Consider the following 20,730-nt stretch of genomic DNA (forward strand, 5'->3'; position numbering starts at 1 on the left):
GTCCGTGACGAACTCTTCACTCAAACATGATTCCCTTGCCTTCAGCCTGCTCGGCGCCGCACGCGCGGTTGCCAGGGTAAAGGCAGGAACCGCCCTGCCCCAGGCACTCGCAACGGTCTTCGACCAGTTCAGTCCGCCGCCACAGGCCCGGGGCGCGATGCAGGATATCGCCTACCGCACGATGCGCCGCCTCGGCCAGGCCGAGGCCCTGCTTTCGACCCTGGCCAGCAAGCCGCCCTCGCCCGCGGAATTGCACGGCCTGCTCTGCTGCGCGCTGGCCCTGATGCTCCCTTCGGACGGCGATGCGCCCTACGAGGAATTTACCGTGGTCGACCAGGCCGTGACCGCCGCCAGCACCGATGCAGCCATCGCGCATGCGAAGGGCATGGTGAATGCGGTGCTGAGGCGCTTCCTGCGCGAACGCGCAGGCCTGCTGCAACAGATCGGCGACCAGCCTGCGGCGAGATGGAATTATCCGAAATGGTGGATCGATACGGTGCGCCAGGCCTACCCATCGCAGTGGGAAGGCATTCTCAACGCAGGCAACAGCGCGCCGCCGCTGACGCTGCGCATCAATCGCCGCAAGACGGACCGGGACGCCTACCTGCAATCGCTTGCCGCCCGGGACATCGCGGCCAGCCCGCTGGGGCCTTTCGCGGTTCGGCTGGAAAAGCCGGTGCCGGTGGCGCAGATTCCGGGCTTCGCCGAAGGCATGGTGTCGGTGCAGGATGCGGCGGCCCAGCTTGCCGCGCCGCTGCTCGATGTTCAGGACGGCATGCGTGTACTCGATGCCTGCGCTGCGCCGGGCGGCAAGACCGGTCATCTGCTGGAACAGGCCGATATCGACCTGGTGGCGCTCGACAGCGACGCCCAGCGCCTCAAGCGCATCGACGAGAATCTGCAGCGGTTGCAACTCAATGCGACCCTGCGGCAGGGCGATGCCGCCGCCGGGCAATGGTGGGACGGGCAACCGTTCGACCGCATTCTGGCCGATGTGCCCTGCACCGCGTCCGGCATCGTGCGCCGCCATCCGGATATCCGCTGGCTGCGCCGCAAGGGCGACGCCCTGCAGCTGGCAACGCTGTCGGCGCGCATTCTCGACAACCTGTGGCGCATGCTGCGCCCGAACGGCAAGTTGCTGTTCGTGACATGCTCGCTGTGGCCGCAGGAATCGGAAATGCAGGCTGCGGCCTTTGCCAAGAGAAACGGGGCATTGCGGCTGCAGGCGCCGGGACAGCTGCTTCCTGTTGCAGGGAACGGGCAGGATCACGATGGCTTGTTCTATGCGCTATTCCAAAAGAGTGGGCTCTGATAGTATCTTTGGCAAGAAATGGTCTTCGCTGGAAGGATGCATGAAAACAAACAATTGCGGCTCTGGGGACTCTGGCGGCTACGGCGACTTGGGCGGCTTCGGCGTCATCGGCATCACTGGCATGGCGCTCCGGCAGGCGCATCGCTCATCCGGCGGCCGTTCCGCCGGCGTTGCTACAATGCCAGACCCGTGCTGATTGTGACCGGCATGCGTATACCCTTCCATTTCTGACTGCGGCGCAATTCGAGTGACTCATCGCTTCTTCCGACTCCTGGCCGGCTGGTGCATCGCCGCACTGCTGCTGTCGCCGTTTGCCTTCCTTTCCGCGCATGCGGCGGAAGGCGTTGACATTACCCGCGCCAGCCTGGAAAGCACCGAGGACGGCTACCGGCTGTCGCTGGGGTTTTCCTTCGAGCTCACGCGCGGGCTGGAAGACGCGGTGACGCGCGGCATTCCGCTGTACTTCACGACCGATGTCCAGCTGACGCGGCCGCGCTGGTACTGGTTCGATGAAAAAGCCATCAATGCCTCCCAGACCATTCGCATCTCTTACAATGTACTGACGCATCAGTACCATGCGTCGATCAGCGGGCTCCTGCAGCAAAGCTTCAGCTCGCTTGACGATGCGCTGTCGCTCGTGCGGCGCCCCAGCCGCTGGATCATCGCGGAACGGGGCGCGCTTAAGCCGGGCGAGACCTATCATGTGGCGGTCCGCATGGGCCTGGACGTGGCGCGCCTGCCGAAGCCGTTTCAGGTGCATGCGCTCAATAGTTCCGACTGGCGCTTTTCCTCGGACTGGCACCAGTTCACTTTCAAGGCTGAATAAGCGTGCAGCGTTTCCTTCGATATTTTCTGGTAGTCGGCGGCGCCATCGTCAGCATCCTGCTGTTCCTGCTCGCGTCGGCCTCCGAGAATTCGGCCTTCTTCGATCGCCATTATCCGGAGTTACTGGTGCTCAACGGCGTCATCGCGGTGTCGCTGCTGGCACTGGTCGCGCTGCTGCTGATGCGCCTGTACAGGGGATACAAGCGGCGCGAATTCGGTTCCCGCCTGATGGCCCGCCTGGTGCTGCTGTTCGCGATCATCGGCATTCTGCCCGGGGTGGTGATCTATATAGTCTCGGTGCAGTTCGTGTCGCGCTCCATCGAGTCCTGGTTCGACGTGCGGGTGGAATCAGCGCTGGAAGCCGGCCTGACGCTGGGCCGCACCGCACTCGATGCTTCGCTCACCGACCTGCATGCCAAGGCACGCAGCATGGCGCTGGAACTGTCCGAGATGTCGGAAGCAACCCAGGTGACCCAATTGTCGCGCCTGCGTGACCAAAGTCAAACCCAGGAAGCAACCATCGTTACTTCCAGCGGTCAAATCGTCGCGACCGTCGGCGGGCGCATCGGCGCATTGATCCCTGATTTGCCGACCACCGCGATGCTGCGCCAGGCGCGCATGACGCGGGGCTATACCGCGATCGAGGGCGGCCCCGACCTGCAAGACCCCGCGACCAAGGAAAACCAGAGCAGCGATGCACAACAACAGCAGGCAACATCGACCCCGGCCGGCGCTACCGGCGATCTGCGTTTGCGCGTGGTAGTGGCCCTGCCTTCCTCCTCGGGCGAAGGACTGAACTTTCAGTCGGAATCGCGCTATCTGCAATTGCTGCAGCCCGCTCCTTCCCACCTGGCGACCAATGCCGAGGCGCTGCGCGCCGCCTACAGCGAATACCAGGAACGTTCGCTTGCCCGTACCGGCCTGCGCAAGATCTACATCGTGACGCTGACGCTGACCCTGCTCCTGGCCATCTTCGGAGCGATCGCGGCGGCCTTCCTCATCGCCGGCGACCTCGCCCAGCCGCTGCTGGTTCTGGCCGAAGGCACCAAGGCGGTCGCCGAGGGCAACCTGTCGCCGCGCCCGATCGTGGCGACGAACGACGAGTTAGGCACGCTGACGCAGTCCTTCAACACCATGACGCGCCAGCTATCCGACGCGCGCGCATCGGTGGAGCGCAATCGCGCGGCGCTGGAGAATGCGAAAGCCTACCTGGAATCGGTGCTGGCCAACATGTCGGCCGGCGTGATGGTGCTCGACGGACAATTCCGGCTGGTCACCTGCAATGAATCGGTCGAGCGCATCCTGCACCAGGATTTCAATGCGCACATCGGCAAGCCGCTGTCGGCCATCGATGGCCTGGAGCCGATGGCCAATGCGATCACCAAGGCCTTTTCGGAGCGGCGCGCGCAACTGGCGGGGGCTGCCGAGCATGCCGACGAACTGCACTGGCAAAAGCAGATCGAGGTGCCGCGCCGCGCCGGGGCTTCCGATCCGGACAATGACATCACGCTGCTGGCGCGCGGCTCCTATCTGCCCATCACCGGCGGCAAGGGTTATATCGTCGTATTCGACGACATCTCCGAAGTGATTTCCGCGCAGCGCTCGATTGCCTGGGGTGAAGTGGCGCGGCGCCTGGCGCATGAAATCAAGAATCCGCTGACACCGATCCAGTTGTCGGCGGAGCGCCTGCAAATGAAGCTCGAGTCCAAGCTGCCCGAACCCGATGTTGCGATGTTGACCAGAAGCACGACCACCATCGTCAACCAGGTATCGGCGATGAAGCGCATGGTCGACGATTTCCGCGATTATGCAAAGACGCCGCCGGCGGTGCTGTCACCGCTCAACCTGAATGCATTGGTGCAGGAAATCCTGCACCTCTACATGAACGGCGACGAGCGTGACGTGATCCATGCGTCGCTGGCGCCGGACCTGCCCGGGGTCATGGGCGACGAAACCCAGTTGCGCCAGGTCATTCACAACCTCCTGCAGAATGCGCAGGACGCCATCGCCGATCGCGGACCGGCCGCCGATATTCCGCGCATCGAGGTCGTCACCGAGACGGTCCACTATGAAGACTCCGATGGCGGCAGGCAGACGGCGGTACGCATTTCGGTCACCGACAACGGTCCAGGCTTTTCCGCAAAGATCATTTCGCGCGCCTTCGAACCCTATGTGACCTCGAAGGCGCGTGGCACCGGACTCGGCCTGGCGATGGTGAAGAAGATTGTCGATGAACACGGCGGGAAAATCGACATCAAAAACCGAACAGGTGCAAATGGTGCCAAAGTGTCAATTTTGCTGTTAAAGTTAGCGCCGGGTTCGGGCAGCATCATTGCGGACTTGCCGGAAGGAACGGCAGCATGAGTCGCCATGCGGGCAATAACACTCCGCGACAATGTATGTAGATAAGGTAAGCATATGGCAAATATTCTGGTAGTCGATGATGAGATGGGCATCCGGGAATTGCTCTCGGAAATCCTTGGCGACGAAGGTCATGTCGTCACTACGGCAGAAAACGCGCAGCAGGCGCGCGAGGCGCGGGCGCAGGCAACTCCGGATCTGGTCCTGCTGGACATCTGGATGCCCGATACGGATGGCGTCACCCTGCTCAAGGAATGGCAGCGTGACGGCATGCTGACGATGCCCGTGATCATGATGTCCGGGCACGCCACCATCGACACCGCCGTTGAAGCCACACGGATCGGCGCGCTGAACTTCCTTGAGAAACCGATCGCCCTGCAAAAATTACTCAAGGCGGTACAACAAGGCCTGACCCGTACGCCGGAAACCATACGGCCCGCCCCTCCGGTCTACCAGCCGCGCCCCGCGCTAGCTCCGGCAGAGGAAATGGTGGCAGCCACCACGCCCTATGCGCAGGCCATGACGGCGGGAATCGCCGCCGCCGCGCCGCTGGCGCAGCCGGCACCGCCGGTGGAAACGCCGCTGTTCGGCGTGTCGTTCGACATGCCCTTGCGCGAAGCCCGCGATGCATTCGAGCGCGCCTACTTCGAACACCATCTGGTACGGGAAGGTGGCAGCATGACGCGTGTTGCCGAAAAGACAGGGCTGGAGCGGACGCATCTCTATCGCAAGCTCAAGCAGCTTGGCGTTGAACCCAGCAAGGCGGCGAGAAAAGGTCAGTAAGGGGTGATTGCTGCCACGCTCGTCACCGGGGCCACGCCTTCCCGGCGCGAAGCTGCCATCGCCGAAGCATTGAACAATGCGTCCGATGTCGCGGTTATCCTCGAAGGGCTTCCAGACGGCATGCAGCCGCTTGAAGACCTGCAGCACCTGCCTGGCCTTCATGTTACGCGCATCGCTCCCGGCTGCCTTTGCTGCACCGGCAACCTTACCATGCGAGTCACGCTCAACCGCATGCTCCGCCGGCGGCCGGCACGGCTGTATATCGGCCTGTCCAGCTCCGAACATCTTGCCCGCATCCGGGAATTCCTGAACCAGCCCCCGTATGCATCGCTGCTGATGTTGACACCGGACATCACTGCATGAAAATCTTACTCGCTCCGGCACCGCGAAATTTACCGATTCCGCAGCCGGCGCAAACTCCTTGGCGTAATGGCTTGAAAAGAAGTGGGGTGGCCCCATTTTTGCATTGAAGGGAACTGGGTGACCAGAATATTTCCCCTAACAAGGAGCGCAACATGAACTTAATCTACAACAGCGAGCAGTATAGCGTCGTGGAATTTGGTGCTGACGACGGCCGTGACGCCTTGCGCTTTGGCGGATATGAAATTATGGACAAATCCGGCAAACGCGAGATTTTCATCGGCGGTACGCTGGCAAGATCCTTCCGTGAAGAAGTGGAAAACCTTATCGCAACCGAACCGAGCGTTGAAGAAATCGATGACTTCCTCGGTAAATATGACGAGTTGATGCGTCAACCCGTGACTCTGCATTGAGCCGCACGATGGCATGCCATGAAATGTCCGCATTTTCTGGTGTGCCGGCGACATAGCGTCGCGTCGCCAAGCTGATTCTTATTCCGTGCCTGAATGCTGCCCTGTGGCATGATGGCGGCATTTCAAACGACATCCCTCGAGATCGCAAACCGCCCACCGCAAACCATGCGGTGCGGCCTTCCTTTGCCCGATCGATGAGGCGTGCTCTACGAGGCAGGAATGGATCAGCTAAGTGAATTGAGGGCATGCCGCCGCGTGGCGGAAGCCGGCAGTTTCTCGGCCGCGGCTGCGGCCGTCAATGTGTCGCACACGGGGGTTTCCAGACAGGTACGCCAGCCTGAAGACCGGCTGGGCGTGCAGCCGATCAATCCCACCACGCGCAAGATCGCCCTGACCGGAGCGGGACGCGGCTATTGCGAGCGCGCGCGCCCTATCGCGGACGATCTGCAGGATGCCGATCTCGCCATGGCGCAGCATCACACCACCACGGAGGGACGATTGCGGATCAACTCGCCCATGGCCTTGGGGACGTCCGATCTTGCGCTGCAGCTCGCGGTGCTGGGCGGAACCGGGATAGCGACCACGGCATCGTTCAACGTGCAGAATGATCTCGCCCAGGAAAGCATGGCGCCTGTGCAGCTTGGCTATCCGAAGCGGTCGCGAAGCCTGTATGCCGTCTACCCTCAGAGTCATCATGTCTCCGCAAAAGTGCGGGCATTTGTTGAATTCGCGGCCGGGGTCTACCGTTGGCCGGCCTGGAGCTGACACGCCATGTTTGCCAATTCCAGCCCCATTTCCAGCGCGCAGACCGCCATTCACGAGCAGTTGTTTACCCTCGTCGACAGGCATGCCCGGACACGGTTCCTGAAGCCGATCCTCGATTACAACCGGCAGGCCTTCGATCTCAGCCTTGCAGCCTGGAAGCAGGCCGGTGAAGCTCCGCTCATCATTGACGCGGGCTGCGGAGTCGGCCTGTCGACGCTGCACCTCGCGGCTCGCTATTCCGATCATTTCGTGATCGGTATCGACCAGTCGGCCGACCGCCTCGCGCGCATGACCGCATGGCAAGGCGAGGCGCCTTCGAATCTCATCCGCGTACGCGCCGATCTCGTCGACTACTGGCGCTTGATGGCCATGACAGGCATCCGCCCGGCGCGGCATTACATTCTTTATCCCAATCCCTGGCCCAAGATCGGACATGTGGCGAGGCGCTGGCATGGCCACCCGGTCTTTCCGACGATAGTTACGCTCGGCGGCGAACTGGAATGCCGCAGCAACTGGCGGATTTATATTGATGAATTCGCTGCCGCGCTCCAGCGACTGAGCGGCTATGCGACTGCCTGCGAACCATTCGAACCGCAGTCGCCCATCACGCCCTTCGAGCACAAATACCTGGTCTCCGGACATCGCCTATGGCGTTGCCGCGCATCGATTCCCGGTCAAACATGAGGTCGGAAACAGCCTGTTGGGAAGGGGGTATCAAACCCGTTTGACCTCACTTTGACAGAAAGCAAACGGCTATCCGGTTCTGTGGAAATCCCCTATTTATGGCATTGTTCGGCCCTGTAAAAGACGCTAAGCTCGACCGATAAAAGCTTTGAATAGACTCTTTGCCAACGACAGTCGTCGAGGCCTTCCCTGAAATTGTTTGCTACGCGGCCGCACGCATGCGTGCATGACGTGCAAAATGTTTCTGCGCTGGTCAGACGCCTCGACAAGCATCAACAAGAAGGTATTGTGAAATGCTTTATGCGTCCAACTCTGCACCCATGTCTCAACCTGTCCTCGTACTGCGCCTGACCAGCCGCAACGGACACCAGTGCTATTACTCCGAAACGCTGAAGAAGCAGGGGCTCGACCTGGTCGAGTGCTTTGACTTCGATGCCGCGCAGGACGCAACGAAGGCGGGATGCCGCGTCGGCCTGCTCATCCTCAACCAGGAAACCGACCTGCATTGCCTCGACAGGTGCGAACCCTTCATCAGCAACAACCGCATCACCTGGGTGGCATTGGTCGCTCAGGAACTGATTTCACAGCCTCGCATGCGCAGCTTCATCGGCGAGCATCTGTTCAATTTCATCACGCTGCCGGCCCAGCTCGACCATATCGTGCTGACGCTGCGCCACGCATGGGGCATGGCTTACCTGCGCGACGCCAGCCAGGAAGCGCACTCGCCGCCGCCGCATGTCACCGATGGCGAGTTTGCGATGGTTGGCAAGACGCCGCAAATGCTGCAGCTGTTCAGCCAGTTGCAGAAAGTTGCCCGCACCGACGCCTCGGTCTTGATCACCGGTCCCTCCGGAACCGGCAAGGAATTGGCCGCGCTGTCGATACATCGTCAGTCGGCGCGCAGGAATGCACCGTTCGTTGCAGTCAATTGCGGCGCAATTGCACCGCAATTGTTCCAGTCGGAGCTGTTCGGCTATGAAAAAGGCGCTTTTACCGGCGCCGGGCAGCGAAAGATCGGCCGCATTGAAGCGGCGCAGGGCGGCACGCTGTTTCTCGACGAGATAGGCGACATGCCGTTCGACATGCAGGTCAACCTGCTGCGCTTCCTGCAGGAGAAGACCATCGAGCGCGTGGGCGGCACTGAAAGCCTGGAAATCGATGTGCGCGTGATCGCGGCAACCCATGTCGATTTGAGCGAAGCCGTACGCCAGGGGCGTTTCCGCGAAGATCTTTATTATCGTATCAATGTGGTGTGCATCTCCATGCCTCAGCTGGCCGATCGCGGCCAGGATATCGAAGACATCGCCAAATACTATTTCAAGAAGTTTGCGGTCATGCACAATCGCAGCCTGCGCGGATTTTCCAAGGCGGCGATGAATTCCATGCTCAGCCATAGCTGGCCGGGCAATGTGCGGGAACTGGTCAATCGCGTCCAGCGTGCCACCGTCATGGCTGAAGGGCGCTTCATACAGCCGGAAGACCTTGGCTTTGAACGCGGCACCGAACAGGCGCCGCTGATGTCGCTGGAAGATGCACGCGCAGCGGCGGAGCGCACGATGATACGCCGCGCGCTATCTCAATCCCGTAATCAGATATCGCGCGCCGCTACGCTGCTCGGGGTCTCGCGCGTCACGCTGTATCGTCTGATAGAGAAGTACAACATCCGTCCGGAAGTCATCTCCGCGGCCAGGGCTCCCTATGTTGGCGCCCCCAAGCATGACATAGAGCTCCACAAGTAGATCAGCCTGCGCACAGGCGGCGCCGAAGTGGCATCGACGCTGCAAGCCTTCACGGACTTGCAGTGTCGATTTGTTCGTGCGTCTATTTCAGCGTTACCTCAGCTTGAAGTTGGCATGCCCATGCAATGGCGCCGCGAGCCATGAGTGGCGAGCTCACAGGTTCGGGTCGCGGCAAAATGGTGGTTTGAATATCAGGCAGCTGCATATGCGGCGCCTGCGTCACGCGTAAGTACGCGTCGGTCAAAGCCACCCAAGTTTTCGCCAGGCGGTTGCAGCAAGGGATAAAAGGCCGAAGTCACGGAGCATGAGGCATGCGCTCCGTGACTTCGGCCTTTGCAATCCCGCAGGTGAATTACATCACGCGATTTACCGTTGGCGAAAGGCCGCTACCGCCGGCATTCCCTTCCGCGGTGAGCCCGCGCAGCACTTCGGCCAGCCGACCCGCTGCGGCGGTTGAAGCCCAAGGCCGCCCATGGATCAGATACAACATAGTCTTGTAGGCGCGCTTATCGCCCAGCGGCAAGCGAACCAGCATGCCCTCATCGAGCCAGTGACGGATGCGGTGTTCCGGCAGCCATGCATATCCCAGCTTTTCCGCGACGGCTTGAACTACGGTGTCGAGGCTGCTCATTGCCCAGCGCCGCGTCGGCTTTGAGGAGCCGGCGCCACGGTCGCGTTCGAAGGCATGGCCGATCCCGACATGGACATGCTGAGCAAGATCTGCGGCGGTGACATCGCGCCCCAGGCGAAGAAGGGGATGATCCGGATGCGCGACCGGCAGGTGCTCGACCTCTACCAGGGGCTCGCCGAGAAAACCGAGCGGCACGCGCTCGCTGATGGCGAGATCCACGTTCAGGTCGCGCAGAACATCTTCCGCCTGCAAGGTGTCAACCTCGCTGAGCTTGACATGACTGGCCGCGCGTCCGATCTTGGAAAAGTCGCTGAGCGCACGCATGAGCAGATGGGGTGGAAAGTTGTGGTCAACCACTAGTCGCACCTCGCCGCCATACCCCTGTCCGAGATTCTTGGCGAAAGTCTCCAGTTCGATGGCTTCCTTCAGGACATGTCGAGAACGGTCCAGCAGCGCCCGCCCCTCCGGTGTCAGGTTGGCCTTGCGGCCTTCGATGCGCAATAAGGACGTACCCAGCTGCTCCTGCAGCTTGGAGACGGTATAACTGATGGTCGACTGGCTCAGATGCAGGGACTTGGCAGCTTCGGCGAATCCTCCGCAATCGATTACCGCGTGAAAAATGCGCCACTGTTTCAAGCTGACGTAGATGTTATGGATATCGTGCGGCCGCGAACGAAAGGTTGCCCGGGGTGCGTCCAGTCGTGCCGGCTGACTTAAGGGCTGGGTTCTCAATTGCGTCATCTATTTCTTCCTTTATCTTTCGACGAATCGTGAATATTGCTGGCCAATGCAAATGATCAGGATCTGCCAACGCCGGAATCTGGCAGGCCTTGGCTTACTCCGCCATAGCAATTCCCAAGCCTGCGCACCAAGCCCTTGATTTATCAGGGCAAATTCGAGGTGCGTCAAATCTTTCGTCCAAATGTGTAACGTCTTAATCAGACCACTCCAATCAAAGCGTTACGGCTGAGAATGGAAAAAATCTTCACGGCTACATTGCTGATATGCACTTTGCCATCCAGCATTAAAAAAGGGATTTTCCGACTAGGATCTATTCCTGTGATTTAAGAAATAACATCCAATCGCGCCATATCGCGGAAGATGCCGCAGCACGTGCGAACAAGTTGTCATCAAGTTTTCTTATGATCTCTTTTTCCAAGCTGTGTATGGCACCTTACTTTTGCAGTCCAAATGTGTAAATCATTGTCCAGTGCTGAAAACCCCCTTGATTTACAGCGCGACGGAGGTGCGTATAAAAAAAGCCCGCCACTTCTGCTTGAGGCAGGCAGTGACGGGAACCGGAGAGTAAAGTTGAAGTGGCAGTCGGCATTCAAGCCAGCAGGGGCCGTGACCAGTCGCACACATGTCAACATGGCTATCGCAAGACTTGTGCCGACGTAGCCAAAGGCTTGATTCTTTTAGCCTCTTTCGCCGAAACACAAGGAGCCGCATTCAATCAGGTCCATTGATGTATAAGCCGCGAATCAGGAATGGCCAACCTTCAAGCTGCAGTACATGCGAGCGGCCTTATGAATGCGCCTCGTTCGGCCAGATCGCGATGTCTTCGAGGAGGGGATCCTCGTCTGGCACTGCTGGAAAGGCGTGCATTTGCAAATAGCGCAAAAATATCAAATAATTTCAGCCCACTATTTACACAAAAGAAATAATTGGAGCATGTATGGACCGTCTGCAATCAATGCGGGTTTTCGCGAAAGTCGTGGAGCAAGGTAGCTTTGCCCGCGCCGCGCAAGCCTTGGAAATGTCCAACGCCGTCGTCACCCGGCATGTTGCAGACCTTGAAGATCATCTCGGCACCAGGCTCCTGAATCGCACGACCCGCAAATTGTCCCTGACGGAGACCGGGCACGCTTATCTCGAACGGGTATTGCAGATCCTTCAGGAAGTCGAGGATGCGGAAGCCATCGCCTCCGCCCAGTCCAAGAAGCCAAGCGGGATTTTGCGCATCTATTCGCATCTTGGCTTTGGCCAGCAGCAACTGGCCCACCTTCTGCCGGCGTATGCAAGCCAGTATCCCGACGTAACGCTTGATGTAACACTTTCGGACAAGACGGTAGACTTGGTAGAGGACCGCTTCGACGTTGGCATTTTCATAGATTTCCAGAAGTTCGACTCCAGCATGATTGCGCGGCAGCTGGCGGTGGCCGAAGCCCTGTTGTGCGCATCCCCGGATTACGTGAAGCGTCATGGCGCACCGGAGGAGCTTGACGACATTTCCCGTCATTCCTGCCTTAATTTTTCCTATGAGCAATTACGCCATCACTGGCCGGTCAAGGACAGGGAGGGAAACACCATCAATATTCCTGTCACCGGCAAGGTGGTGTCGAACAATGGCGACTTGCTGCGGCAATGCGCGCTTGCCGGCATGGGCATCACGATCCGGCCATCCTTTGCGCTGGGCGACGATCTGGCAGCGGGGCGCCTGGTGCGCCTGCTGCCAGATCACCACCTTGGTCAATTGCCGGTGATGCTGGTTTATCCGAGCAGACGGCTGCTGTCGGCCAAGGTGCGCACCTTCGTCGATTTCATGGCGCGCCAGTTTCCGCGGCCGGAAGAAGACCCGTGGCAATCACGCGCACAGCAGTTGGGCGTGCGGGCGGCGGCGGGCTGACAGCGGTTGACATGTCGAGCGCTTTGCCGTTGCCGTTGCCGTGAACATGGTATGTTTTCATGATCAACCACTCCACTCATCCTTTTCATCCATGTGCCAGCTTCTTGGAATGAATTGCAATGTCCCGACCGACATTGTGTTCAGCTTTACCGGTTTCGCAACGCGGGGCGGCCGCACCGACGTCCATCACGACGGCTGGGGAATCGCCTTTTTCGAAGGCGCCGGAGTGCGCCATTTCGTCGACCATGCGGCAGCCGTCGCCTCGCCCGTCGCGGACCTGATCAAGCGATGGCCGATCAAATCGAAGAACGTGATCGCACACATCCGCAAGGCGACGCAAGGCAGGATCGCGCTGGAAAACTGTCATCCCTTCGTACGCGAGCTATGGGGGCGCTATTGGGTCTTTGCCCATAACGGCGATCTCAAGGACTTCAAGCCGGAGTTGAATGGCGCCTTTCAGCCGGTGGGCAATACCGACAGCGAAATGGCATTCTGCTATCTGCTGCAGGAAATGCGGCGCCGTTTCGGCGGTACGCCGCCCGGCTTGCCGGAGCTGACTTCCGCGCTGCGCGAACTGACCGGCGCCATCGCAGCGCATGGCGCATTCAATATGATGCTGTCCGATGGTTCGGCCCTGTTTGCCCACTGCTCGACCAATCTTCATTACATCGTCCGCAAGCATCCCTTTGCCACCGCCAAGTTGTCGGACGAGGATATGACGGTTGATTTCTCCCAGGTCACCACGCCCAATGACCGGGTCGCAGTTATCGTAACGGCCCCCCTGACCGACAATGAAACCTGGACGCAATTCGGACAGGGCGAGATGAAAGTGTTCGTCGAGGGCGAACCCGTTGCGCTTTGATTCATCATTGCTCGCATGAAATCTGCACTGCACAATTGAAAGTTGCGCCGCGGCAATTAAAAATAGGCTAGAGTGTTAACAGACGGCGACTCAGAGACGGCTTGCCCAAGCAACGCAAGTGCGAAGAGGCCGTATGCGTTGATGTTCGACAGCGGCGACGAAACTTCCTGTCCGGCAGTCGGCGGCGACCCATACGACCTGTTCGCATTTCATGGCGGCATGCTGATTCACAGCGCAATACGACCCCGAGAAGGCGAGACAAACCGTGATGATTGCCAACCTCATGCCCACCGAAAACGCAGCGATTCCGCTGCGCGTCCGTGAATTCTTCCTCGCCCGCCAACCCATCCTGGACCGAAACCAGTCGCTGGTCGCGTACGAACTCCTGTTCAGGAATGCCGCCAGCGGCCCGGCGCAGGTGACCAGCGACCTCTCGGCGACCGCCTCGGTCATTGCGCATACCTCGCAACTGGGAATGGAGAAAGTCGTCGGTGACTCGCTCGGCTACATCAATGTCGATGCCGCGGTGCTCATGAGCGATATCTTCCAGTTCCTGCCGCGCGAAAAGGTGGTGCTTGAAATCGTGGAGACCCTGAAGGTCACGCCGGAAATCCTGGAGCGCATTGCGGAACTGGTCAAGGCCGGCTTCAGGTTCGCGCTGGACGATGTGATCACCGACGGCGAAGATGTGCGGCAATTGCTTCCGCTGGTGGAAATCGTCAAGTTCGACCTGCGCGACATGCCCTTGTCGGCGCTGCTCAAGCTCACCGCGCAATTCAAGGCGGCCGACAAGAAGCTGCTCGCCGAGAAAGTGGAAACGCCGGATCAGTTCAAGACCTGCCTCGACCTCGGCTTCGATTACTTCCAGGGCTACTACTTCGCCAAGCCGGTGATCCTGAGCGGCAAGAAACTGTCGCCGTCGCAACTGGCGATCATGCACCTGATGAACCAGATCCGCTCCGACGCCGACAATGCCGCCATCGAAAGCAGCGTCAAGAAAGACGTCACGCTGTGCTTCAATCTGCTGAGGCTGGTGAATACGCCGGCCATAGGCGCGCGGCGGCGCATCGATTCCGTCAGCCAGGCGCTGATGCTGCTCGGCCGCTCCCAGCTGCAGCGCTGGCTGCAGATCATGCTGTATGCGGAACCGTGCAAGAAGGGCCACAACATGACGCCCCTGCTGACGCTCGCGGCCACGCGCGGCAAGCTGCTCGAACTGATCGCCCAGCAGGTCGATCCGCGCAATCGCGCACTGGCCGACGCGGCATTCACCGTCGGCATCATGTCGCTGATGGATACCCTGTTCAGCATGCCGATGGCACAAATCCTGGAACAGGTTTCCGTCGGCGAGGATGTCAGCGACGCCCTGCTTTATCGCACCGGTCCTTACGGCGAAATGCTGCGCCTGGCCGAGCACATGGAGCGCGTGGATGAAGCCGGCTCCATGCTCGATGACCTGATCCTTCGCTTCGAGCTTTCAGACCAGGACCTCTACAATCTGCAGGTGTCGGCCTTCGAATGGGGCGACAGCGTGGCGCGCACCACCTGCTGAACCCCATCGACCCTTCTCCATAAGGCCCACGCCCGAAGCCCGCGCCAGCAGTCCCCGGGCTTGTTCCTTTCCTGAAACCTCAGGAAAGATTCGGCGCCAGCCAGCGCTCCAGATCGTCCTTGCCGACACCGCGGCGCTGCGCCATGTCCTGCACCTGGTCTTCGCCGATCTTGCCGACCACGAAGTATTTCGAATCAGGATGGGCGAAGTAGAAGCCCGACACCGACGCGCCGGGGAACATCGCAAACGATTCGGTGACGCGCATGCCGACCTCCTCTGCCTGCAGCACCTTGAACATGTCGGCCTTGACCGTGTGTTCCGGGCAGGCGGGATAGCCGGGCGCCGGGCGGATGCCGCGGTAGGCTTCCTTGATCAGCTCTTCATTGCTCAGCTTTTCCTCGGAGGCATAGCCCCACAGGTCCTTGCGCACCCGTTCATGCAGGTGCTCGGCGAAGGCTTCGGCCAGCCGGTCGGCCAGCGACTTGAGCATGATGCTGCTGTAGTCGTCATGCGCATCCTCGAAGCGCTTCTCGTGCTTCTCGATGCCGAGGCCGGCAGTGACCGCGAACAGGCCGATGTAGTCGGCGATGCCCGACGACTTGGGTGCGATGAAATCGGCCAGGCACTGGTTGGGCCGTGCGATGCCGTCGATCACCGGCTTGGCTGTCTGCTGGCGCAGGCCGTAATAGGTGAAGGCGACCTTGGTGCGCGTGTCGTCGGTATAGATTTCGATGTCGTCATCGTTGACGGTGTTTGCCGGCAGCAGCGCGATGACGCCGTTGGCGGTCAGCCAGCGGCCCTCGATCAGCTTCTTCAGCATCGCCTGGCCTTCCTCATAAACCTTGCTGGCCTGCTCGCCCACCACCTCGTCCTTCAGGATCGCGGGGAAAGGTCCGGCCAGGTCCCAGGTCTGGAAGAACGGTCCCCAGTCGATGTACTGCGCCAGCGTTGCCAGATCAACGTTCTTGAACACCCGGCGGCCGATGAACTTCGGCTTGACCGGCGCGAACTCGAGCTTCGTCCTGTTGGCGCGCGCCTCGGCCAGCGTCACCATCGGCACCGCCTTCCTGTTCGCATGCTGTTCGCGGATGCGTTCGTAATCGGTCTTGATATCCTCGATATAACGGTCGCGCTGCTCCTGCGTCAGCAGCGACTGCGCCACCGATACCGAACGCGAGGCATCCGGCACGTAGACCACCGGGCCTTCATAGTTGGGCGCGATCTTCACCGCGGTATGGGCGCGGCTGGTGGTGGCGCCGCCGATCAGCAGCGGAATCTTCAGCATGCGGAAATGCTCGTCGCGCTGCATTTCCTTGGCCACGTAGGCCATCTCTTCCAGCGAGGGCGTGATCAGCCCCGACAGGCCGATGATGTCGGCATTCTCGGCCTTGGCCTTGGCCAGGATTTCCGAGCACGGCACCATCACGCCCATGTTGACCACTTCGAAGTTGTTGCATTGCAGGACCACCGACACGATGTTCTTGCCGATGTCGTGCACGTCGCCCTTGACGGTGGCGATGACGATCTTGCCCTTGGGCTTGGCGGCGATGCCGGTCTTTTCTTCCTCCAGCCGCTTCTCCTCCTCGATGAAGGGAATCAGGTGGGCCACCGCCTGCTTCATCACGCGCGCCGACTTCACCACCTGCGGCAGGAACATCTTGCCCTGGCCGAACAGGTCACCGACAATGTTCATGCCATCCATCAGCGGACCTTCAATTACGTTAATCGGGCGGCCGCCGTTGGCCGCCACCTTGGCGCGCGCTTCCTCGGTATCCTCGACGATCCATTGCGTGATGCCGTGCACCAGCGCATGGGCCAGGCGCTTTTCCACCGGCTCGCCACGCCATTCCAGGTTCTGCTCTTCCTTCTTGCCGCCGGCCTTCAGCGTTGCGGCGATTTCGATCATGCGCTCGGTGGCATCGTCGCGGCGGTTGAGCACCACGTCTTCCACGCGCTCGCGCAATTCGGGTGCCAGCTCGTCGTAGACGCCGACCATGCCGGCATTGACGATGCCCATGGTGAGCCCGGCCTTGATCGCGTGATAAAGGAACACGGTATGGATCGCTTCGCGCGCCGGATCGTTGCCGCGGAAGCTGAAGCTCACATTCGAAACGCCGCCGCTGATCTTCGCATGCGGCAGGTTCTCGCGAATCCAGCGCGTGGCGTTGATGAAATCGACCGCATAGTTGTTGTGCTCCTCGATGCCGGTGGCGATGGCGAAGATGTTCGGATCGAAGATGATGTCTTCCGGCGGGAAGCCGACCTTCTCGGTCAGCAGCTTGTAGGCGCGCTCGCAGATCTCGATCTTGCGCTCGAAGGTGTCGGCCTGTCCGGTCTCGTCGAAGGCCATGACGATGACGGCCGCGCCGTAGCGGCGGCACAGCGTGGCCTGGCGCAGGAATTCCTCCTCGCCTTCCTTCATCGAGATCGAATTGACCACCGACTTGCCCTGCACGCATTTGAGGCCGGCTTCGATGACCGACCATTTCGAGGAATCGATCATGATCGGCACGCGCGCGATGTCGGGCTCGGATGCGATCAGGTTGAGGAAGCGGGACATCGCGGCGACCGAATCCAGCATCGCCTCGTCCATGTTGATATCGATGATCTGGGCGCCGTTCTCCACCTGCTGCCGCGCGACCGACAACGCCTCGTCGTACTGCTCGTTCAAGATCATGCGGGCGAACGCCTTGGAGCCGGTGACGTTGGTGCGCTCGCCGACATTGACGAACAGCGAGCTTTCATCAATGACGAAAGGTTCCAGGCCTGACAGCTTCATCGTCGGCGTCGATTCGGGACGCTTGCGCGGCGGCAGCTTGCCGACCGCATCGGCGATCGCCTTGATGTGGGCCGGCGTGGTGCCGCAGCAGCCGCCTGCGATGTTGACGAAGCCGCTCTCGGCGAAATCCTTCAACAGGGAAGACGTGATGTCCGGCGTTTCATCGAAGCCGGTGTCCGCCATCGGATTGGGCAGGCCGGCATTCGGATAAACGGAGACGAAAGTGTCGGCGATCTTCGACAATTCCTCCGCATAGGGCCGCATCAGCGCCGCGCCGAGCGCGCAATTGAGGCCAACCGACAGCGGCCTGGCATGGCGCACCGAATGCCAGAACGCGGCCACGGTCTGGCCCGACAGGATGCGCCCGGAGGCATCGGTAACGGTGCCGGAAATCATGATCGGCAGGCGCTTGCCGGTCTCCTCGAAATAGGTGTCGATGGCGAACAGCGCCGCCTTGCAGTTGAGCGTATCGAAGATGGTTTCCACCAGCAGCACGTCGGAACCGCCCTCGACCAGGCCGCGCGTCTGCTCGTGGTAGGCCGCAACCAACTGGTCGAAGGTGATATTGCGGGCCGCCGGGTCGTTGACGTCGGGCGAGATGGATGCCGTCTTGGGCGTCGGGCCGAGCGCGCCGGCGACGAAGCGCGGCTTGTCGGCGGTGGAATACTTGTCGCAGGCGGCGCGCGCGAGTTTAGCGGCGGCCAGGTTCATTTCATAGGCGAGGTGGCCGAGATGATAGTCGTCCTGGGCCACGCTGGTCGCGCCGAAAGTATTGGTTTCGATCAGGTCGGCGCCGGCGGCTAGATACTGTTCATGGATCTCGCTGATGATCTGCGGCTGGGTCAGCACCAGCAGGTCGTTGTTGCCCTTGATGAACAGTTCCTTGCCGGGCACGGAAAAATCGGCAAAACGCGTGCCGCGATAGTCTTCCTCGCTCAGCTTGTATTGCTGGATCATGGTGCCCATCGCGCCGTCGAGAATCAGGATGCGCTGGGACAGCAGATCGCGCAATAGCGCTTCGGTGGAGGAGATGGCGTCGCGTTTCATGATTTCCCTTCAAAGCAAAAAACCCGGCCTGCAAAGCGGGACCGGGTTCGACGTCCGCTTTAGCTGCATTTCTAACGGGACTTGACCCTGGCGCCCGCAAGCTGGGTTTTGACTTTTTCCAATCAAATCGGCGCCAAAAAATTATACGTGAAATCAATATCTTGGGTAATACCAATCCCAAGCATTCCATGACATGGGATTGGTATAAGCCGCATTCGCCCGGCGGGCTGGGCGCACGGCTTGAGGCCGGGCAACCGGCCTTTCCGGAAAATCAGGCATGAAAGAAGACCGGCGCGCCGAGAAGCTCAGCGGCTCAAGGATTTAGTCGCCCAGTGACTCAGTGGCTCAGCGAAAGCGCCCGCCCTCCAGCGGGAATCCTTTCAGGAACTCGGCGGCAGGCAGGCGCTTGCTGCCCGGCTTCTGCAGCTCGAGGAGTCGCAATGCGCCGCCGCCGCATGCGACGACCACGCCGTCCTGCGCATTGGCCGCGAGCACTTGGCCGGGCTCGGCCGCAGGACCGGACTCGACCAGATCGGCCCGCCAGAATTTGACCGGGATGTCGTTGAAGTGCGCCACGGCACCGGGGAATGGATTGAAGGCGCGTATTTTCCGATGCAGGACCGGCGCCGGCTGGCTGAGGTCCAGCGTTCCCTCTTCCTTGGCGATCTTGGCCGCGTAAGTCACGCCGGCATCCGGCTGCGGCGTCCCCGGCGGCAGGCTGCCCTGGCGCTTCAGCTGCTGCATGACGTCGACGATCATCCGGCCGCCCATTTCCGCCAGCCGGTCATGCAGCTCGCCGGTTGTCGTACCGCCATCGATGGGCATGCGTTCCATGGCCAGCATCGGACCGGTATCCAGCCCCTCTTCCATCTGCATGATGGTGATGCCGGTTTCCGCGTCACCCGACTCGATGGCCCGGTGAATCGGCGCGGCGCCGCGCCAGCGCGGCAGCAGCGACGCATGGATGTTGATGCAGCCGTGTGCGGGAATGTCGAGCACGCTGCGCGGCAGGATCAGGCCATAGGCCGCGACCACCATCACGTCATGCGGCGTGGACTGCAGCAGTGCATGTGCCTCTTTCGCAATGTCGGGATACTTGCCGTCCAGGCGCAGGGAGATGGGCTGGGCGACGGCAATTCCGTGCGCCGTCGCGAACTGCTTGACCGGAGAAGCGTGCATCTGCATGCCTCGACCGGCGGGCCTGTCCGGCTGGGTCAGGACGAGCGGGATCTCGAAACCCGCGGCATGCAGGGCTGCAAGCGCGGTGGCTGCGAATTCGGGAGTGCCGGCGAATATGATTTTCATGGGCGGGGGAAAGACGGTTGCGGATTGTTGCGCAATTCATGGAGGCAGCCCATGACCGCGACCGTGCCGGCGCCCGCTGTTGACGGAGCGCGGCGCCGCGCTCCGGGCGCTTGACTGCTCAGCGGATCAGCGCGCGGCAGCGGCCTTGTTCTTGTCGCGGTTGAGTTCGCGCTCTTCCTTAAGCAGCTTGGTCTTGATGCGGTTGCGCTTGAGCGGCGAAAGATACTCCACGAATACCTTGCCTTTGAGATGATCCATTTCATGCTGGATGCAGACCGCAAGCAATCCGTCCGCCTCGATCTCGAAGGGCTTGCCTTCCAGGTCGAGCGCGCGCACCTTCACCCGCGAGGGCCGCTCCACGCCGTCGTAAATGCCGGGAACCGACAGGCAACCCTCGTCATAGACCTGCCTTTCCTCGCTGGCCCAGACGATCTCGGGATTGATGAACACCTGCAGCGCATCGTGGGTGTCGGAGGTATCGATGACGATCAGCTGCTCGTGAACATCGATCTGCGTCGCGGCCAGGCCGACGCCCGGCGCGTCGTACATGGTTTCGGCCATGTCGGCAGCCAGTTTCTTCAGGCGTTCATCGAATACCGTCACAGGCTTGGCAACCTTATGCAGGCGTGGATCGGGGTAACGCAAAATATTCAATAGGGACATACGGCTTTTGTGCAACAACT

17 protein-coding genes are annotated in these 20,730 nt (G+C 60.7%); 13 read left to right on the forward strand and 4 right to left on the reverse strand.

Annotated elements, in window-relative coordinates:
• Positions 1 to 4: 4 nt before the first annotated feature.
• The 10 genes from rsmB to RY831_RS06590 all read left to right on the forward strand — a co-directional run bounded on the left by rsmB (position 5) and on the right by RY831_RS06590 (position 9,242).
• Positions 5 to 1,312 (forward strand): 16S rRNA (cytosine(967)-C(5))-methyltransferase RsmB, encoded by a 1,308-nt coding sequence (gene rsmB, locus RY831_RS06545; RefSeq protein ID WP_326505517.1) that lies wholly within the window; start codon positions 5 to 7, stop codon positions 1,310 to 1,312.
• Between the two features lie 40 nt (positions 1,313 to 1,352).
• Positions 1,353 to 1,508, forward strand: coding sequence for a hypothetical protein (locus tag RY831_RS06550; RefSeq protein ID WP_326505518.1), 156 nt, complete (start codon positions 1,353 to 1,355; stop codon positions 1,506 to 1,508).
• 51 nt (positions 1,509 to 1,559) lie between these two features.
• Positions 1,560 to 2,138 carry a DUF4390 domain-containing protein gene (locus tag RY831_RS06555; protein ID WP_437126229.1) on the forward strand — a complete coding sequence of 193 codons (579 nt, stop codon included), beginning with the start codon at positions 1,560 to 1,562 and terminating at the stop codon, positions 2,136 to 2,138.
• A 2-nt stretch (positions 2,139 to 2,140) separates the two neighbouring features.
• Complete coding sequence (locus RY831_RS06560) at positions 2,141 to 4,501, forward strand: sensor histidine kinase (protein WP_326505519.1); 2,361 nt, start codon at positions 2,141 to 2,143, stop codon at positions 4,499 to 4,501.
• A gap of 54 nt (positions 4,502 to 4,555) precedes the next feature.
• Complete coding sequence (locus RY831_RS06565; protein WP_326505520.1) at positions 4,556 to 5,281, forward strand: response regulator; 726 nt, start codon at positions 4,556 to 4,558, stop codon at positions 5,279 to 5,281.
• A 3-nt stretch (positions 5,282 to 5,284) separates the two neighbouring features.
• A complete protein-coding gene (locus RY831_RS06570; RefSeq protein ID WP_326505521.1) occupies positions 5,285 to 5,644 on the forward strand; it encodes a GTPase in 360 nt (119 codons plus the stop codon).
• Between the two features lie 152 nt (positions 5,645 to 5,796).
• Positions 5,797 to 6,054: a BTH_I0359 family protein gene (locus RY831_RS06575; protein ID WP_194725224.1), complete on the forward strand. Its 258-nt coding sequence runs from the start codon at positions 5,797 to 5,799 to the stop codon at positions 6,052 to 6,054.
• A gap of 219 nt (positions 6,055 to 6,273) precedes the next feature.
• Positions 6,274 to 6,819 carry a LysR family transcriptional regulator gene (locus tag RY831_RS06580; protein ID WP_326505522.1) on the forward strand — a complete coding sequence of 182 codons (546 nt, stop codon included), beginning with the start codon at positions 6,274 to 6,276 and terminating at the stop codon, positions 6,817 to 6,819.
• 6 nt (positions 6,820 to 6,825) lie between these two features.
• Positions 6,826 to 7,503, forward strand: coding sequence for a tRNA (guanine(46)-N(7))-methyltransferase TrmB (trmB, locus tag RY831_RS06585; RefSeq protein WP_326505523.1), 678 nt, complete (start codon positions 6,826 to 6,828; stop codon positions 7,501 to 7,503).
• Positions 7,504 to 7,823: 320 nt separating this feature from the next.
• Positions 7,824 to 9,242, forward strand: coding sequence for a sigma-54 dependent transcriptional regulator (locus RY831_RS06590; RefSeq protein WP_326505524.1), 1,419 nt, complete (start codon positions 7,824 to 7,826; stop codon positions 9,240 to 9,242).
• 352 nt (positions 9,243 to 9,594) lie between these two features.
• Here RY831_RS06590 and RY831_RS06595 read toward each other — a convergent pair whose 3' ends face one another.
• Complete coding sequence (locus RY831_RS06595) at positions 9,595 to 10,614, reverse strand: LysR family transcriptional regulator (RefSeq protein ID WP_326505525.1); 1,020 nt, start codon at positions 10,612 to 10,614, stop codon at positions 9,595 to 9,597.
• A 937-nt stretch (positions 10,615 to 11,551) separates the two neighbouring features.
• On the opposite strand from RY831_RS06595, the gene RY831_RS06600 reads away from it, so the two are divergent.
• The 3 genes from RY831_RS06600 to RY831_RS06610 all read left to right on the forward strand — a co-directional run bounded on the left by RY831_RS06600 (position 11,552) and on the right by RY831_RS06610 (position 14,916).
• Positions 11,552 to 12,502 (forward strand): LysR family transcriptional regulator, encoded by a 951-nt coding sequence (locus tag RY831_RS06600; RefSeq protein WP_326505526.1) that lies wholly within the window; start codon positions 11,552 to 11,554, stop codon positions 12,500 to 12,502.
• Positions 12,503 to 12,593: 91 nt separating this feature from the next.
• Positions 12,594 to 13,364, forward strand: coding sequence for a class II glutamine amidotransferase (locus tag RY831_RS06605; protein ID WP_326505527.1), 771 nt, complete (start codon positions 12,594 to 12,596; stop codon positions 13,362 to 13,364).
• Between the two features lie 268 nt (positions 13,365 to 13,632).
• The gene (locus tag RY831_RS06610) at positions 13,633 to 14,916 is read left to right on the forward strand and encodes an EAL and HDOD domain-containing protein (protein ID WP_326505735.1); all 1,284 of its coding nucleotides are present in this window, start codon (positions 13,633 to 13,635) and stop codon (positions 14,914 to 14,916) included.
• 79 nt (positions 14,917 to 14,995) lie between these two features.
• Here the strand turns inward: RY831_RS06610 and metH are convergent, their stop codons facing one another.
• The 3 genes from metH to def all read right to left on the reverse strand — a co-directional run bounded on the left by metH (position 14,996) and on the right by def (position 20,710).
• Entirely contained in the window at positions 14,996 to 18,742 is a 3,747-nt protein-coding gene (gene metH / locus RY831_RS06615) for a methionine synthase (RefSeq protein WP_326505528.1), read from the reverse strand.
• Positions 18,743 to 19,087: 345 nt separating this feature from the next.
• Positions 19,088 to 20,047, reverse strand: coding sequence for a methionyl-tRNA formyltransferase (gene fmt, locus RY831_RS06620; RefSeq protein WP_326505529.1), 960 nt, complete (start codon positions 20,045 to 20,047; stop codon positions 19,088 to 19,090).
• A 126-nt stretch (positions 20,048 to 20,173) separates the two neighbouring features.
• Complete coding sequence (def, locus tag RY831_RS06625) at positions 20,174 to 20,710, reverse strand: peptide deformylase (RefSeq protein WP_326505530.1); 537 nt, start codon at positions 20,708 to 20,710, stop codon at positions 20,174 to 20,176.
• Between the last annotated feature and the right edge of the window lie 20 nt (positions 20,711 to 20,730).

Source organism: Noviherbaspirillum album (assembly GCF_035916955.1).
Classification (GTDB): Bacteria; Pseudomonadota; Gammaproteobacteria; order Burkholderiales; family Burkholderiaceae_D; genus Noviherbaspirillum; species Noviherbaspirillum album.